A 15,911-nucleotide genomic window follows, 5' to 3' on the forward strand; every position below is an offset into this window, starting at 1 on the left:
TCCCTTCCCTGTCGCACTATCCTCTGGCGTTATGAAAACCTCCCGTCTCCCTATCGCCATCCAACAAGCCGTTATGCGTAGCCTGCGGGAAAAACTCGCCCAGGCCAATCTCAAGCTCGAACGCCAATATCCGGAGCCAAAGCTGGTTTACCAACAGCGCGGCACCGCCGCGGGTACCGCATGGCTACAAACCTATGAAATTCGCCTTAATCCCGTCCTGCTGATGGAAAACGTCGACGCATTCATTAACGAAGTTGTGCCCCATGAACTGGCGCATTTACTGGTGTGGAAACACTTTGGGCGCGTGCCGCCACACGGGAAAGAATGGAAATGGATGATGGAAAGCGTTCTGGGCGTACCGGCCCGGCGCACGCATCAGTTTGAACTGCAATCGGTGCAGCGCAAGACCTTTACTTACCGCTGTAAGTGTCAGGAGCACCAACTGACCGTCCGCCGCCATAACCGCGTTGTACGCGGCGAGGCCACCTACCGCTGTGTTCACTGCGGCGAACCGCTGGTTGCAGAATAATCTTCAGAATTATCAGGAACTTTTCTGACCTAACTGATTGCATACTGGAATAACTTTCGCTACGTTGCGGGCTCGTTTTGACACGGAGTTTGTGATGTACCGTCATTTTTCTTTTGCTGCGGCCCTGTTAGCCGCTGCGTTTTCAGGCCCGGTTTTAGCCGAAGGCATCAACAGTTTTTCTCAGGCAAAAGCAGCAGGCGTCAAGGTGAACGCCGATGCGCCGGGCGATTTCTACTGCGGTTGTAAAATTAACTGGCAAGGCAAAAAAGGGGTCGTTGACCTCGAATCCTGCGGCTATAAAGTGCGAAAAAATGAAAACCGCGCCAGTCGAATTGAATGGGAGCACGTTGTCCCCGCCTGGCAATTTGGTCATCAGCGTCAGTGCTGGCAGGACGGAGGGCGTAAAAACTGCGCCAAAGATCCGGTCTATCGCAAAATGGAAAGCGACATGCATAACCTGCAACCTGCGGTGGGTGAGGTAAATGGCGATCGCGCTAACTTCATGTACAGCCAGTGGAACGGTGGCGAGGGTCAGTATGGGCAATGCGCCATGAAGGTCGACTTCAAAGAGAAAGTTGCCGAGCCGCCAGCCCGCGCCCGCGGTGCCATTGCTCGTACCTATTTTTACATGCGCGACCAGTACGATCTAACGCTCTCCCGCCAGCAAACTCAGCTTTTTAACGCCTGGAATAAGCAATATCCGGTCACCGACTGGGAGTGTGAGCGCGACGAACGCATTGCAAAGGTACAGGGGAACCATAACCCATATGTGCAACGCGCTTGCCAGGCGCAAAAGAGCTAACCTACACTAGCGTCAATATTTTTAACCATGCCCTGGCCTTTCGTAGCCCAGGGCCATGACGCGGATGTTTAACTATGCGCATTCCTCGCATTTATCACCCTGAGCCAATCACTTCCGGCAGCCAAATTTCACTGTGTGAAGATGCAGCCAACCATATCGGCCGCGTGCTGCGTATGGGACCGGGCCAGGCGCTACAGCTGTTTGATGGCAGCAATCAGGTATTCGACGCTGAAATCACCCACGCCAGTAAAAAAAGCGTGGATGTGAAGGTACTTAACGCTGAACTCGACGATCGTGAGTCGCCGTTACACATCCACCTGGGTCAGGTGATGTCACGTGGCGAAAAAATGGAATTTACTATCCAGAAATCGATCGAACTGGGTGTAAGCCTCATTACGCCACTTTTTTCTGAGCGCTGCGGCGTTAAACTGGACAGTGAACGCCTGAACAAGAAGCTCCAGCAGTGGCAGAAAATCGCCATTGCCGCCTGCGAACAGTGCGGTCGTAACCGGGTGCCCGAAATTCGCCCGGCAATGGATTTGGAAGCATGGTGCGCGGAACAGGACGAAGGTCTGAAACTGAACCTGCATCCGCGCGCCAACGCCAGCATCAATACGCTGCCGCTGCCGGTGGAACGCATCCGCTTGCTGATTGGCCCGGAAGGCGGGTTGTCGGCAGATGAAATTGCCATGACCGCACGTTATCAGTTTACTGATATTCTGTTAGGACCTCGCGTTCTGCGTACTGAGACAACCGCGCTCACCGCCATTACTGCGCTACAGGTGCGTTTTGGCGATCTGGGCTAAGGCATAAACGGAGAAGAAAATGATCAAGCTCGGCATCGTGATGGATCCCATCGCAAGCATCAACATCAAGAAAGATTCCAGCTTCGCTATGCTGCTGGAAGCGCAACGTCGCGGTTACGAAATTCATTATATGGAGATGGCCGATCTTTATCTGATCAACGGTGAAGCCCGCGCCCATACGCGTACCCTGAGCGTAGAGCAGAACTACGACAAATGGTATGAGTTCAAGAGCGAGCAGGATCTCCCGCTGGCAGACCTGGACGTTATTCTGATGCGTAAGGATCCGCCGTTTGATACCGAGTTCATCTACGCTACCTATATTCTGGAACGTGCAGAAGAAAAAGGGACGCTGATCGTCAACAAACCGCAGAGCCTGCGCGACTGCAACGAAAAGCTGTTCACCGCATGGTTTGCCGACCTGACGCCGGAAACGCTGGTCACGCGTAACAAAGCGCAGCTGAAAGCCTTCTGGCAAAAACACAGCGACATCATTCTCAAACCGCTGGACGGCATGGGCGGCGCATCTATTTTCCGTGTGAAGGAAGGCGACCCGAACCTTGGCGTCATTGCTGAAACGCTGACCGAGCACGGTACCCGCTACTGCATGGCGCAGAACTATCTGCCAGCAATTAAAGATGGCGATAAACGCGTCCTGGTGGTCGATGGCGAACCCGTTCCTTATTGCCTGGCGCGTATTCCGCAGGGCGGCGAAACCCGTGGCAACCTGGCCGCTGGCGGTCGTGGCGAGCCGCGTCCTTTGACCGACAGCGACTGGGAAATTGCACGTCGCATTGGGCCAACGCTGAAAGCGAAAGGTTTGATTTTTGTCGGTCTGGATATCATTGGCGATCGTCTGACGGAAATTAACGTTACCAGCCCAACCTGTATTCGTGAAATCGAAGCGGAGTTCCCGGTTTCGATTACCGGTATGCTGATGGATGCCATTGAGGCGCGTTTGCAGAAGTAAATACGTTGCCGGATAGCGACGCCATCGCGTCTTATCCGGCCTGAAATTGCACCCCGCAGACCGGATTAGGCGAAGCCGTCATCCGGCAATGCTATCTTCAGAGGGTGACATCTTCGAGCTTTGCCCACATACTGGGCTCTGTTGCTTTTTTGAACCAGGAAACAGAACCTCTGACAATGAATTTACAGCATCACTTTCTGATTGCCATGCCTGCTCTCCAGGATCCGATTTTCCGCCGTTCCGTGGTGTACATCTGTGAACATAATGAGAACGGAGCAATGGGGATTATCGTTAATAAGCCTCTGGAAAACTTACAAATTGAAGGGATTCTGGAAAAGCTGAAGATTACCCCAGAAGAACGCGATCCGGCCATTCGTCTGGATAAACCAGTGATGCTCGGCGGCCCGCTGGCGGAAGACCGTGGATTTATTCTGCATACCCCGCCGTCACGTTTTGCATCCAGTATCCGCATTTCAGATAACACCATCATCACCACCTCCCGCGATGTACTAGAAACCCTGGGCACACAAGAACAACCGTCCGAAGTGCTGGTTGCGCTGGGTTATTCATCATGGGAAAAAGGTCAACTGGAACAAGAGTTACTGGATAACGCCTGGCTCACGGCGCCCGCAGACCTCAACATCTTATTCAAAACGCCGATTGCCGACCGCTGGCGCGATGCGGCGAAGCTTATCGGGATAGATATTCAGACCATGCCTGGCGTGGCGGGACATGCCTGATGAGCGGAACATTACTCTCTTTTGATTTTGGTACGAAAAGTATTGGTGTTGCTGTTGGTCAGCGCATTACCGGTACGGCCAGACCGTTGCCCGCCATTAAGGCGCAGGACGGTACGCCAGACTGGAGTTTGATTGAACGCCTGCTGAAAGAATGGCAGCCGGATGAAATCATTGTCGGCCTACCACTCAACATGGATGGCACCGAACAGCCCCTTACCGCGCGCGCACGTAAGTTCGCTAACCGTATTCACGGTCGCTTTGGCGTAACCGTAACGCTGCACGATGAACGCTTGAGTACCGTCGAAGCCCGCTCTGGCCTGTTTGAACAAGGCGGTTATCGGGCGTTGAATAAAGGCAAAGTAGATTCCGCTTCTGCCGTGGTCATCCTCGAAAGCTATTTCGAGCAGGGCTACTAAATCCGCCCCTGCGCCTGACGCTGCTGCTGGCTTTGTGCAAATGTCTGCATACCTGTCTGCTGCCCGGTTTGAATTACGCCGGGTAGCTGATGCGTTTTCCCTTCACGAATCAAATTGCCCACGGCTGGCGTGTTGACGAGCAGCTCAAATAGCGCCACGCGCCCTCCCTGTTTATCTTCCTCCAGCTTTTGCGAAAGTACCGCCCGCAGGCTGTCTGCCAGCTGATTACGCACCGGATCTTTCTCCTGTGCGGGAAAGGTATCCACCAGCCGCGCGATGGCCTGCGCCGCCCCTCGCGTATGTAACGTTGCCAGCACCAGATGCCCGGTTTCCGCTGCGGTTAACGCCAGACGAATGGTTTCCACGTCGCGTAGCTCGCCCAGCAAAATGACGTCGGGATCTTCACGCAACGCGCCGCGTAAACCAGCGGCAAAAGAAGCGCAGTGTACGCCCACCTCCCGTTGTTGAATAAGACAACGCTGGCTGGTGTAACGATATTCAATCGGGTCTTCCAGCGTCAGAATATGCCCCGCAACATGCTGATTAAGGTACTCTACCATCGCCGCCAGGGTCGTTGATTTACCGCTACCGGTAGCGCCTGTCACCAGAATTAACCCATTTTCACTGCGCAGCAGTTCAGGTATGACGTCAGGGGTCTGGAGATCGTCTAAACGTGGGCAATCAAGCGGGAGCAATCTTAGCGCCAGCGAGGTTCCCTGTTGATGAGCAAAAGCACTGGCGCGCAGCCGCTGGGAACCTGCCAGCGCAATAGCAAAATCTACCTGCCCCTGTTCCCGCCACTGTACCTGTTGTTGCTCACTGAGCCAGCACGTCAGCAGATTCTCCACGTCAGGCGTAGTAAAGGGTGCGATTTCGACTTTTCCACGTATGCGCCAGCGCGCAGGCCATGCATTGCACAGGTGTAGATCCGACACGTTATGCTTTACACTAAGGGCCACTATTTCTTCCATATTCATATGAACATCCTCGGAAAATGAACGATATCGCGCATAACCTGGCACATGTCCGGGACAAAATCTCAGCCGCCGCGACGCGTTGCGGGCGGTCTTCAGAAGAAGTTACGTTGCTTGCAGTCAGCAAAACCAAACCTGCGAGCGCCATCGAAGAAGCCATTGCCGCCGGGCAGCGTGCCTTCGGTGAAAACTATGTGCAGGAAGGGGTGGATAAAATCCGCTACTTCCAGGAAAAAGGCGTCAACGATCTGCAGTGGCACTTTATCGGCCCGCTGCAGTCCAACAAAAGTCGTCTGGTCGCTGAGCACTTTGACTGGTGCCATACGATCGACCGTCTGCGTATCGCTGCCCGTCTGAGCGAACAGCGCCCGGCGGAACTGCCGCCGCTCAATGTACTGATCCAAATTAATATCAGCGATGAGAACAGTAAGTCAGGAATTCCGCTGGCAGAGCTTGATGCACTGGCCGCTGAAGTCGCTGCACTGCCGCGCATTACCCTGCGTGGTCTGATGGCGATTCCGGCTCCAGAGTCAGATTATGTAAGGCAGTTTGAAGTTGCACAGCAAATGGCGGTAGCATTTGCCGGGTTGAAAACACGCTACCCAGGCATCGACACTCTCTCACTGGGAATGTCTGATGATATGGATGCCGCCATCGCGGCGGGTAGCACGATGGTGCGCATTGGCACTGCCATTTTTGGTGCTCGTGATTACACTAAAAAATAAGGAAAACTAAGGAACACCATGAATACGTTGACCTTCCTGCTCTCAACGGTAATTGAGCTGTATACCATGGCGCTGCTGCTGCGCGTGTGGATGCAATGGTCTCGCTGCGATTTTTACAACCCGTTCTCGCAGTTTATAGTGAAAATCACTCAGCCCATCATTGGGCCGTTACGCCGCATTATTCCCCCGATGGGGCCGATCGACAGCGCCTCGGCATTAGTTGCGCTCGTTCTCAGCTTTATCAAAGCAATCGTGCTGTTTAAGGTGGTCACGTTCCAGCCGATCATCTGGTTCGCCGCCGTACTGATTGTCCTGAAGACTATCGGGCTGCTGATTTTCTGGGTGCTGCTGGTGATGGCAATTATGAGCTGGGTCAGCCAGGGCCGCAGTCCTGTAGAGTACGTGCTAATTCAACTGGCAGATCCGCTGCTGCGTCCTATTCGTCGCATACTTCCAGGCATGGGCGGGATAGATTTCTCCCCAATGATTCTGGTTCTGCTGCTCTACGTTATTAACATGGGCATCGCGGAAGTGTTACAGGCGACAGGCAACATGCTGCTGCCGGGGCTGTGGATGGCGCTATGAGTGCCGTTACACCCTGCGACGACGGTCTGGTTTTACGGCTCTACATTCAGCCTAAAGCCAGCCGTGACAGTATTGTGGGTTTACATGGCGACGAAGTTAAAGTCGCCATTACCGCCCCGCCAGTAGATGGCCAGGCCAATAGCCATCTGGTGAAGTTTCTCGGCAAACAGTTCCGTGTGGCAAAAAGCCAGGTCGTCATTGAGAAGGGCGAGCTTGGTCGTCACAAACAGGTTAAAATCATTCATCCGCAACAGATCCCTCCCGAAATTGCGGCGTTAACTGATTAGGTATCCCATGCAAAAAGTTGTCCTCGCGACCGGCAATGCCGGTAAAGTGCGTGAACTCGCCTCTCTTCTGAGTGATTTCGGTCTTGATGTTGTTGCCCAAACGGATCTGGGTGTTGATTCTGCAGACGAGACCGGGCTGACGTTTATTGAGAACGCCATTCTGAAGGCGCGTCATGCCGCGCAAATTACCGGCTTACCGGCCATAGCTGATGACTCAGGTCTGGCGGTAAATGCCCTTGGCGGCGCGCCGGGTATCTATTCAGCCCGCTATTCCGGCGAAGATGCGACCGATCAGCAGAACCTGGAAAAACTGCTTCACACCCTGCAGGATGTTCCTGATGACAAGCGCCAGGCGCAGTTCCACTGTGTGCTGGTGTATATGCGCCATGCAGACGATCCAACGCCTGTTGTGTGCCACGGAAGCTGGCCGGGCGTGATTACCCGTGAACCTGCCGGAAACGGTGGTTTTGGCTACGACCCGATCTTCTTTGTGCCGTCTGAAGGGAAAACCGCAGCCGAACTGACCCGTGAAGAAAAGAGTGCAATTTCTCACCGCGGCCAGGCGCTGAAGCTGCTGCTGGATGCCCTGCGTAATGGTTAAGCTTCCGCCGCTAAGTCTTTATATTCACATCCCGTGGTGCGTGCAGAAATGCCCGTACTGCGACTTCAACTCGCATGCGCTAAAGGGCGAAGTCCCTCATGACGACTATGTGCAGCATCTGCTGAGCGATCTGGATACTGAGGTGGCCCATGCCCAGGGCCGTGAAGTAAAGACGATTTTTATCGGTGGTGGCACGCCGAGCCTGCTTTCTGGCCCGGCGATGCAAACGCTGCTCGACGGCGTGCGAGCACGGCTGAATCTGGCCGAAGATGCAGAAATCACGATGGAGGCGAATCCCGGGACGGTGGAAGCCGATCGCTTTGTGGATTATCAACGCGCTGGCGTCAACCGTATCTCGATTGGCGTACAGAGCTTTAGCTCCGCCAAACTCGAACGTCTGGGACGTATTCACGGGCCGGAAGAAGCCAAACGAGCAGCACACCTGGCGAGCGGTCTGGGGCTACGCAGCTTTAACCTCGACCTGATGCATGGTTTACCGGATCAGACGCTGGAAGAGGCGCTGGGCGATTTACAGCAGGCCATCGCGCTCAACCCACCGCATCTTTCCTGGTATCAGTTGACCATCGAACCCAACACGCTGTTCGGTTCCCGACCGCCGGTTTTACCGGACGATGACGCGCTGTGGGATATTTTTGAGCAAGGCCACCAGCTACTGACCGCCGCGGGATATCAGCAGTACGAAACCTCAGCCTACGCCAGACCGGGTTATCAGTGTCAGCACAACCTTAACTACTGGCGTTTTGGCGACTATCTTGGCATTGGCTGCGGCGCACACGGTAAGATCACATTCCCTGACGGACGCATCCTGCGCACCACCAAAACACGGCATCCGCGTGGGTATATGCAAGGGCGTTATCTCGAAAGCCAACGCGATGTCGCCGAAACCGATAAGCCGTTCGAGTTCTTCATGAACCGTTTCCGGCTGCTGGAAGCCGCGCCTCGCGCGGAGTTCACGCAATATACCGGTCTTACCGAAGACGTTATTCGTCGACAGATCGATGAGGCTATTTCCCAGGGCTACCTGAGTGAATGCGATGAGTACTGGCAGATTACCCAACACGGTAAGCTGTTCTTGAATTCGCTGCTGGAGCTGTTTCTGGCGGAGTGATGGCTGGTGAACGTACGCCTGATAAGCGTAGCGCCATCAGGAAAATTGCCGGATGGCGGCTGCGTCTTATCCGGCCTACAGGGTTAGGGCGGTAAGCGCAGCCACCTTCATCGATTAATACTGATTAAACATTTCCTGGATCTGCTTAGGATCCTTGGTTTGAGTCAGCGCAAGCTGCAGCAGAACACGTGCTTTTTGCGGGTTCAGGGAACCTGAAGCCACAAATCCGTATTTTGCATCATCAACTTCTGCATCCTGTGTAGTGGCGCCCGTTGGTACACGGGATGAACGCACTACAACGGTACCTTTATGCGCGGCGGTAGCCAGCGTATCGAAAATGGTTTTATACAGGTTACCGTTACCTACACCCGCACTGACGATCCCAGCGTAACCCGCATCCACCAGCGCTTTTGCCGGCAGATCGGAGGCGTTAGCGTAGTTATAAACAATCCCAACTTTCGGTAGCTCGGTCAGCTTAGACACATCGAACGGAGTAGACGTGGTGTGCTTACGCGCAGGCGTACGCTGGTAGTCGATTTTACCGTTATGGATGTAACCCAGCGGGCCGTAGTTAACGGATTTGAAGGTAGCGACGTCGGTAGTGTTGGTTTTAGTCACGTCACGACCATCCATAACGGTGTCGTTCATCACCACCAGCACTCCGCGGTTAGCAGAGGCTTTGTCTGCGGCAGTTACTACCGCGTTATACAAGTTGAACGGGCCATCAGCGCTCATACCCGTAGACGGACGCATTGCACCGACCAGCACCACCGGCTTGTTGCACTTGACGGTCAGGTCGAGGAAATAGGCGGTTTCTTCCATGGTATCCGTACCATGTGTTACCACGAAGCCGTCGGTTTTATCACACTCGGTATTAATCTTTTTCGCCAGCGTTAACCAGACTTCGTCATTCATATCCTGGGAGCCGATATTCACCACCTGCTCGCCTTTAACGACAGCGATATCTTTCAATTGAGGTACGGCCTCAACCAGATTTTCTACGCCAACCTTGCCTGCCGTGTAGTTAGATTTTGTCGCGGAATCACCGCCGCCGGCAATCGTTCCGCCAGTAGCTAAAATGGTGATGTTTGGCAGTGCAAGCGCCGCGCCGCTGAAACCCATAACCAGTGCGGCAAGTGCCGTTTTCTTGAAAAACTCCATGTTATTTCTCCAGTTACTTGAATTTGCAGCATTATGTCTATCCTACAGATGAATAATGTGACGAGTTCCAATTAACCAGATTTATATCTCCACCAAATTGCCGTTCTTAGAGATGGATATCAAAAAAACAGAAATATACAAAATAAAACGGCACAAAATGTTTCTGTGCCGTTAATAAGAGGTGAAGATTATTTCAGAGTGCTAACCAGCGTTTTACGATCGTTTTCCAGCGTCACAACGCGGGAACAAACATCTTTGCCAAACTGCTGGAAGTCTTGTTCCTGATTCTTCCATTCGTTCTGAATTGAGGTCTGCAAACCACCGAGGCTTCCGAGTACGCCCTGCAGTGGATTACCACCGCCTTTGAGCACGGCTTTCGCTCCCATCTCGTTGATGCTGTCCTGCAAAATGCCGCCCATCGCCTGATTCACCAGCTGTTGTCCGTCCGCGCGGACCTGATCAATCGCCTTATAATGGAAAGTCAGGCCATCAGTTCGATGCTCGATGATGCGGTTCATCTGCTCTTTCAATTGCGCATCCAGCTTGGTTAAGCGGCCACGCATGTTGCTGCTTTCACCGACCTCTTTGGCGATGATTTTGTCCAGCGCCACGCGACCTTTCTCTACGCGCGCTCTGGCACCTTCGTCGATCCACGGCAGGCTGCTACGCAACGCCGCCTGATAATCTTTGGCCTGCTCACGCTGTGCGGCGTTCAGGTTGTACTGTTTACCGTTGAAGGTGACATCACCAGCCTGGGTAATAACCAGGTCGCCATTCTCGCCCTTCACCTGCACCGTTTGTGGGCTCAAAATCACATCGTCACGCGGGGTGACGCTGCACTGGTAATCTGCATGTGCGGCCATCGCCGTGAACGTTAGGACTGCCGCCAGCAGCGTTTTGCGCATCATATCTTTCCCTCAATACAAATCGGGCCGGCATTTGCCGACCCTGTGCTACTTAGTCCCACCAAATATCGAAAAGTTCGCTGGTACGCACTTCTTCGAGTTTGTGCTCTTCCAGCCACTTACGCACGATTGCCTGGTGTTCTTCGGTGCATTTGCCGATTTCCTGCAGACAGATCAGACCTTCCCAGGCCAGATAGCCGCTGCCGTCAAAAGCCAGCTTGTTCGGTTCGATAACTTCATTGATAAAGTCATCAACGATTTGATCGACCTGCTCTCCAGATGTACCTTCCGGGAAACGCCATGCAACCGAAAATCCTACTTCCTGGAATTCTTCGATGTGCATCTTTTTACGCAGACGACGGCTACGGTTCTTTGCCATTATTTCACCCTCTCGAACATTAAGTCCCATACGCCGTGGCCAAGACGATGACCACGTTGTTCAAATTTGGTTACCGGGCGCGATTCCGGGCGCGGTACATAATCGTTACTCTCTGACTGGTTTTTATACCCGTCAATCGAGGACATCACTTCAAGCATGTGCTCCGCATACGCTTCCCAGTCGGTCGCCATATGGAACACGCCGCCCAGCTTCAGCTTACTTAAGATATGCTCAGCAAACGGTACCTGAACGATACGGCGTTTATTATGACGTGCTTTATGCCACGGGTCAGGGAAAAACAGCTGAACCATAGATAAAGAATTGTCAGGAATCATTTTATGCAGGACTTCAACCGCATCATGGCACATGACGCGCAGGTTCTCGACACCCTCTTCATGGGCTGAAGCCAGACACGCACCAACGCCAGGTGAGTGAACCTCAATGCCGAGGAAATTCTGTTCCGGACGCGCTTTCGCCATTGCAACCAGCGACGCTCCCATACCAAAACCGATTTCCAGCGTGACTGGCGCGTCACGGCCAAACAGTTCTGCGAAATCTACAGGCTCTTCGCTGAACTCAACGCCCATCACCGGCCAGTAGTTTTCCAGCGCGTGTTCCTGCCCTTTCGTCAGTCGCCCCTGGCGACGAACAAAACTACGAATCCGGCGCAGAGGGCGGCCGTTTTCATCAAATTCCGGTGAAATGACGTCGTTCTTCATAAAAGTTTAGTCTGCTGTGTTTGAGTTCTGAAAACGGGCATTATCCAAAGTTAGTTGCCGGATGCAAGTAAAGGAAGAAAGTGAGCAGCGGAAAGTTCCGGTTTACACCCCGTTGCCGCTGTGCTGCAATCTTGCCCCCGGCAATAATGAAACGGTAATCATGCAAGCGTCTCAATTTTCGGCTCAGGTTTTGAGCTGGTACGACAAATACGGGCGGAAAACGCTGCCCTGGCAAATTGACAAGACGCCTTACAAAGTATGGCTCTCTGAGGTAATGCTGCAACAAACTCAGGTTGCGACCGTTATCCCCTATTTTGAGCGCTTTATGGCGCGCTTCCCAACGGTAACGGATTTGGCCCATGCGCCGCTGGATGAAGTTCTGCATTTGTGGACCGGGCTGGGTTATTACGCCCGTGCGCGTAATCTGCATAAAGCCGCGCAGCAGGTTGTGACGCTGCATAACGGTATATTTCCGCAAACCTTTGATGAAGTAGCCGCCCTACCTGGCGTCGGACGTTCAACCGCAGGCGCGATCCTTTCTCTCTCTCTGGGTCAGCATTTTCCGATTCTCGACGGTAACGTCAAACGCGTGCTGGCTCGCTGTTATGCTGTAAGCGGCTGGCCGGGTAAAAAAGAGGTCGAAAAGAAGCTGTGGGAGCTGAGCGAGCAAGTTACGCCGGCCCAGGGTGTTGAGCGTTTTAATCAGGCGATGATGGATTTAGGCGCCATGGTCTGTACGCGCTCAAAACCTAAATGTTCCCTGTGTCCGTTGGAAAATGGCTGTGTGGCGAGCGCCAATGCAAGTTGGGCACTGTATCCCGGTAAAAAGCCCAAACAGACGTTACCGGAACGAACGGGCTATTTTTTACTGATGCAGCATGATGATGAAGTGCTGCTTGCACAGCGACCGCCCAGCGGCTTGTGGGGTGGTTTATACTGTTTTCCGCAGTTTGACGACGAAGATGGACTGCGCAACTGGCTGGCGCAACGACAAATTAACGCAGATAATCTGACCCAACTTAATGCGTTTCGCCATACCTTTAGCCATTTCCACTTAGATATTGTGCCTATGTGGCTTCCCGTGTCTTCATTCACCTCATGCATGGATGAAGGCAACGCGCTCTGGTATAACTTAGCGCAACCGCCGTCGGTCGGACTGGCGGCCCCCGTGGAGCGTTTGTTACAGCAATTACGTGCCGGTACACACGTTTAACGTACCGGACGATAAAGAGGACTTTTTATGAGCAGAACGATTTTTTGCACTTTCCTGCAACGCGAAGCAGAAGGACAGGATTTTCAGCTGTACCCGGGCGATCTGGGAAAACGCATTTATAACGAGATTTCTAAAGAAGCATGGGCGCAATGGCAGCATAAACAGACCATGCTGATTAACGAGAAAAAACTCAATATGATGAACGTCGAACACCGTAAATTACTGGAACAGGAGATGATTAACTTCCTGTTTGAAGGTAAGGATGTGCATATTGAAGGCTATACGCCAGAATCATAAGAACCGTTGCCGGATGGCGCTGCGCTTATCCGGCCTACGTTTTAATCTGGTCCTTGCAAACAACAAACACAACACGCACTCCCGGAATGATGAAAAAATTTCTCGCGCTTGCCGTTATTGCGCCGTTGCTCATCTCCTGTTCCAGTTCGACCAAAAAAGGCGATTCCTATAACGAAGCCTGGGTCAAGGATACCAACGGTTTTGACATTCTGATGGGGCAATTTGCCCATAACATTGAGAATCTGTGGGGATTTAAGGAAGTGCTGATTGCGGGTCCGAAGGACTACGTAAAGTATACCGATCAGTATCAAACCCGCAGCCACATCAACTTTGATGACGGTACGATAACCGTCGAGACCATTGCCGGGACAGATCCCGCCGGACACCTGCGTCGGGCGATTATTAAGACATTGCTGATGGGCGATGATCCGGGATCTATCGACCTCTATTCCGATGTCGACGACATTAAGATTTCCAAAGAGCCATTCCTGTACGGACAGGTGGTTGATAATACCGGCCAGCCCATTCGTTGGGAGGGGCGTGCCACCAACTTTGCCAACTATCTGCTGCAAACACGACTTAAAAGCCGCAGCAATGGCCTGCGTATCATCTATAGCGTGACGATCAATCTGGTGCCGAACCACCTTGATAAGCGCGCGCATAAATACGTTGGCATGGTGCGTCAGGCTTCACGTAAGTATGGCGTCGACGAGTCGCTGATTCTGGCTATCATGCAAACCGAATCCTCGTTTAACCCGTATGCGGTGAGCCATGCCGATGCGCTGGGACTGATGCAGGTGGTACAGCACAGCGCCGGGAAAGATGTGTTCCGCTCGCAAGGGCGCTCAGGCACACCAAGCCGTAGCTTCTTGTTTGATCCGGCCAGCAACATTGATACCGGCACGGCCTATCTGGCAATGCTCAACAATGTCTATTTAGGTGGTATCGATAATCCGACCTCACGCCGCTATGCGGTAATCACCGCGTACAACGGCGGTGCGGGCAGCGTGCTGCGCGTGTTCTCGAACGATAAAATTCAGGCCGCGAATATCATTAACAGCATGTCTCCAGGTGACGTTTATCAAACGCTGACCACCCGACATCCCTCTGCTGAATCACGCCGATACCTTTACAAGGTCAATTCCGCACAAAAATCCTATCGACGCCGCTAATGTATTCCTCTTCAGCCCCCTAAAACGGGGGCCTGAAGCACCAAAAATGTTAACTCCATCACTCTTTTGCTTTGCAATCAGAAATTGTTTGCAAATATTTGTCACAGGTAACAAAAAAAGAGTGCCTCTCATTGATAGAATCACATCATATAGCCACGGCAAATGTGCCTTTTAAAACATTCATCCGCATTACGGTGTGAGGAAATTAACATGAATCTTAAGCTGCAGCTGAAAGTTCTCTCGTTTCTGCAGTTCTGCTTATGGGGTAGTTGGCTCACTACCCTCGGCTCCTATATGTTTGTCACCCTTAAATTCGATGGTGCATCCATTGGCGCGGTGTATAGCTCGCTGGGGATCGCCGCCGTGTTTATGCCAACGCTGTTAGGGATCGTGGCCGATAAATGGATCAGTGCGAAGTGGGTTTACGCCCTTTGCCACCTGGTCGGTGCAGGAACGCTGTTTGCCGCAGCCGAAGTCACCACGCCAGGGGCCATGTTCTTTGTGATCTTGCTTAACTCCCTGGCCTATATGCCAACACTGGGGCTAATCAACACCATCTCCTACTATCGCCTGCAATCTGCCGGGATGGATATCGTTACCGACTTCCCGCCAATTCGTATCTGGGGCACCATCGGCTTTATTCTGGCGATGTGGGCCGTGAGCTTCTCCGGCTTTGAACTGAGCCATATGCAGCTGTACATCGGTGCGACATTGTCCCTGGTACTGGTACTGTTCACCCTGACGCTGCCGCATATTCCGGTTGCCAATCAGCAGAAAAACCAGAGCTGGACATCAATGCTCGGTCTGGATGCTTTCGCGCTGTTTAAAAACAAGCGTATGGCGATTTTCTTCATCTTCTCAATGATGCTAGGCGCAGAGCTGCAGATTACCAATATGTTTGGTAACACCTTCCTGCACAGCTTCGATAACAACCCACTGTTCTCCGGTAGCTTTATCGTGGAACACGCATCGGTGATGATGTCGATTTCACAGATTTCCGAGACGTTGTTTATCCTGACCATCCCGTTCTTCTTAAGCCGTTACGGTATTAAGAACGTGATGCTTATCAGTATTGTGGCGTGGATGCTGCGCTTCGGCCTGTTTGCCTATGGCGATCCAACGCCGTTCGGTACCGTGCTGCTGGTTCTGTCGATGATTGTTTACGGCTGCGCCTTCGACTTCTTCAACATCTCTGGTTCTGTGTTCGTGGAGAAAGAAGTACGCCCTGAAATCCGCGCCAGCGCACAGGGTATGTTCCTGATGATGACCAACGGCTTCGGTTGTATTCTGGGCGGACTGGTGAGCGGTAAAGTTGTTGAACACTATACGCTGAACGGTATTACCGACTGGCAGACCGTGTGGTTGATCTTCGCAGGTTACTCGCTGGTTCTGGCTTTTGCCTTCGTTGCGCTGTTTAAATACAAACACGTACGCGTTCCAGCAGGCACACAGACTATCGCGCACTAACGTTTACGCAGAGAAAAGCGGGTTACCAAAAGGTAAC

Annotated in this window: 20 protein-coding genes; 15 read left to right on the forward strand and 5 right to left on the reverse strand. The window is 52.7% G+C overall.

The window, feature by feature from the left end; translation table 11 throughout:
• Positions 1-31: 31 nt before the first annotated feature.
• The 6 genes from FDW94_RS13580 to ruvX all read left to right on the forward strand — a co-directional run bounded on the left by FDW94_RS13580 (position 32) and on the right by ruvX (position 4,260).
• A complete protein-coding gene (locus tag FDW94_RS13580; protein WP_003825440.1) occupies positions 32-529 on the forward strand; it encodes a SprT family zinc-dependent metalloprotease in 498 nt (165 codons plus the stop codon).
• Positions 530-623: 94 nt separating this feature from the next.
• Entirely contained in the window at positions 624-1,331 is a 708-nt protein-coding gene (endA, locus tag FDW94_RS13585; RefSeq protein WP_008785767.1) for a deoxyribonuclease I, read from the forward strand.
• Positions 1,332-1,405: 74 nt separating this feature from the next.
• Positions 1,406-2,137: a 16S rRNA (uracil(1498)-N(3))-methyltransferase gene (rsmE, locus tag FDW94_RS13590; protein ID WP_111464965.1), complete on the forward strand. Its 732-nt coding sequence runs from the start codon at positions 1,406-1,408 to the stop codon at positions 2,135-2,137.
• 19 nt (positions 2,138-2,156) lie between these two features.
• Positions 2,157-3,104, forward strand: coding sequence for a glutathione synthase (gshB, locus tag FDW94_RS13595; RefSeq protein ID WP_003027083.1), 948 nt, complete (start codon positions 2,157-2,159; stop codon positions 3,102-3,104).
• Between the two features lie 176 nt (positions 3,105-3,280).
• Positions 3,281-3,844, forward strand: a complete 564-nt coding sequence (locus tag FDW94_RS13600) for a YqgE/AlgH family protein (protein ID WP_003027086.1) — start codon at positions 3,281-3,283, stop codon at positions 3,842-3,844.
• On the forward strand, positions 3,844-4,260 hold the full coding sequence (gene ruvX, locus FDW94_RS13605) for a Holliday junction resolvase RuvX (RefSeq protein ID WP_008785771.1): 417 nt from the start codon (positions 3,844-3,846) through the stop codon (positions 4,258-4,260). The genes FDW94_RS13600 and ruvX overlap by 1 nt, the downstream gene beginning before the upstream one ends.
• On the opposite strand, the gene FDW94_RS13610 is transcribed toward ruvX, so the two are convergent.
• The gene (locus tag FDW94_RS13610; RefSeq protein ID WP_137377724.1) at positions 4,257-5,237 is read right to left on the reverse strand and encodes a type IV pilus twitching motility protein PilT; all 981 of its coding nucleotides are present in this window, start codon (positions 5,235-5,237) and stop codon (positions 4,257-4,259) included. The two genes, ruvX and FDW94_RS13610, sit on opposite strands and share 4 nt — an antisense overlap.
• A gap of 17 nt (positions 5,238-5,254) precedes the next feature.
• Here FDW94_RS13610 and FDW94_RS13615 point away from each other — a divergent pair, with 17 nt between their 5' ends.
• From FDW94_RS13615 to hemW, 5 genes are read left to right on the forward strand one after another with little or no spacing between them, the layout of a single operon-like run.
• Positions 5,255-5,959, forward strand: coding sequence for a YggS family pyridoxal phosphate-dependent enzyme (locus FDW94_RS13615; RefSeq protein WP_103284733.1), 705 nt, complete (start codon positions 5,255-5,257; stop codon positions 5,957-5,959).
• Between the two features lie 18 nt (positions 5,960-5,977).
• On the forward strand, positions 5,978-6,544 hold the full coding sequence (locus tag FDW94_RS13620) for a YggT family protein (RefSeq protein WP_137377725.1): 567 nt from the start codon (positions 5,978-5,980) through the stop codon (positions 6,542-6,544).
• The gene (gene yggU, locus FDW94_RS13625; protein WP_003027101.1) at positions 6,541-6,831 is read left to right on the forward strand and encodes a DUF167 family protein YggU; all 291 of its coding nucleotides are present in this window, start codon (positions 6,541-6,543) and stop codon (positions 6,829-6,831) included. Before FDW94_RS13620 ends, yggU begins: the two co-directional genes overlap by 4 nt.
• A 7-nt stretch (positions 6,832-6,838) precedes the next feature.
• Complete coding sequence (locus FDW94_RS13630) at positions 6,839-7,432, forward strand: XTP/dITP diphosphatase (protein WP_137377726.1); 594 nt, start codon at positions 6,839-6,841, stop codon at positions 7,430-7,432.
• On the forward strand, positions 7,425-8,561 hold the full coding sequence (hemW, locus tag FDW94_RS13635) for a radical SAM family heme chaperone HemW (protein ID WP_137377727.1): 1,137 nt from the start codon (positions 7,425-7,427) through the stop codon (positions 8,559-8,561). The genes FDW94_RS13630 and hemW overlap by 8 nt, the downstream gene beginning before the upstream one ends.
• A 114-nt stretch (positions 8,562-8,675) precedes the next feature.
• On the opposite strand, the gene ansB is transcribed toward hemW, so the two are convergent.
• The 4 genes from ansB to trmB all read right to left on the reverse strand — a co-directional run bounded on the left by ansB (position 8,676) and on the right by trmB (position 11,725).
• On the reverse strand, positions 8,676-9,722 hold the full coding sequence (gene ansB, locus FDW94_RS13640) for an L-asparaginase 2 (protein WP_003027108.1): 1,047 nt from the start codon (positions 9,720-9,722) through the stop codon (positions 8,676-8,678).
• A 188-nt stretch (positions 9,723-9,910) separates the two neighbouring features.
• Positions 9,911-10,630 carry a DUF2884 domain-containing protein gene (locus FDW94_RS13645; protein ID WP_003825409.1) on the reverse strand — a complete coding sequence of 240 codons (720 nt, stop codon included), beginning with the start codon at positions 10,628-10,630 and terminating at the stop codon, positions 9,911-9,913.
• A 49-nt stretch (positions 10,631-10,679) separates the two neighbouring features.
• A complete protein-coding gene (locus FDW94_RS13650; RefSeq protein ID WP_003027115.1) occupies positions 10,680-11,006 on the reverse strand; it encodes a YggL family protein in 327 nt (108 codons plus the stop codon).
• Positions 11,006-11,725, reverse strand: coding sequence for a tRNA (guanosine(46)-N7)-methyltransferase TrmB (gene trmB / locus FDW94_RS13655; protein WP_003825406.1), 720 nt, complete (start codon positions 11,723-11,725; stop codon positions 11,006-11,008). The genes FDW94_RS13650 and trmB overlap by 1 nt, the downstream gene beginning before the upstream one ends.
• Positions 11,726-11,885: 160 nt before the next feature.
• On the opposite strand from trmB, the gene mutY reads away from it, so the two are divergent.
• The 4 genes from mutY to FDW94_RS13675 all read left to right on the forward strand — a co-directional run bounded on the left by mutY (position 11,886) and on the right by FDW94_RS13675 (position 15,874).
• Positions 11,886-12,938, forward strand: a complete 1,053-nt coding sequence (gene mutY, locus FDW94_RS13660) for an A/G-specific adenine glycosylase (protein ID WP_137377728.1) — start codon at positions 11,886-11,888, stop codon at positions 12,936-12,938.
• 27 nt (positions 12,939-12,965) lie between these two features.
• Entirely contained in the window at positions 12,966-13,235 is a 270-nt protein-coding gene (locus FDW94_RS13665) for an oxidative damage protection protein (RefSeq protein WP_003027126.1), read from the forward strand.
• A gap of 86 nt (positions 13,236-13,321) precedes the next feature.
• On the forward strand, positions 13,322-14,407 hold the full coding sequence (mltC, locus tag FDW94_RS13670; RefSeq protein ID WP_008785777.1) for a membrane-bound lytic murein transglycosylase MltC: 1,086 nt from the start codon (positions 13,322-13,324) through the stop codon (positions 14,405-14,407).
• Positions 14,408-14,617: 210 nt separating this feature from the next.
• A complete protein-coding gene (locus FDW94_RS13675; protein WP_008785778.1) occupies positions 14,618-15,874 on the forward strand; it encodes a nucleoside permease in 1,257 nt (418 codons plus the stop codon).
• Positions 15,875-15,911 lie beyond the last annotated feature (37 nt).

The sequence above is a fragment of the Citrobacter sp. wls757 genome, from assembly GCF_005280935.1.
Lineage (GTDB): Bacteria > Pseudomonadota > Gammaproteobacteria > Enterobacterales > Enterobacteriaceae > Citrobacter > Citrobacter portucalensis.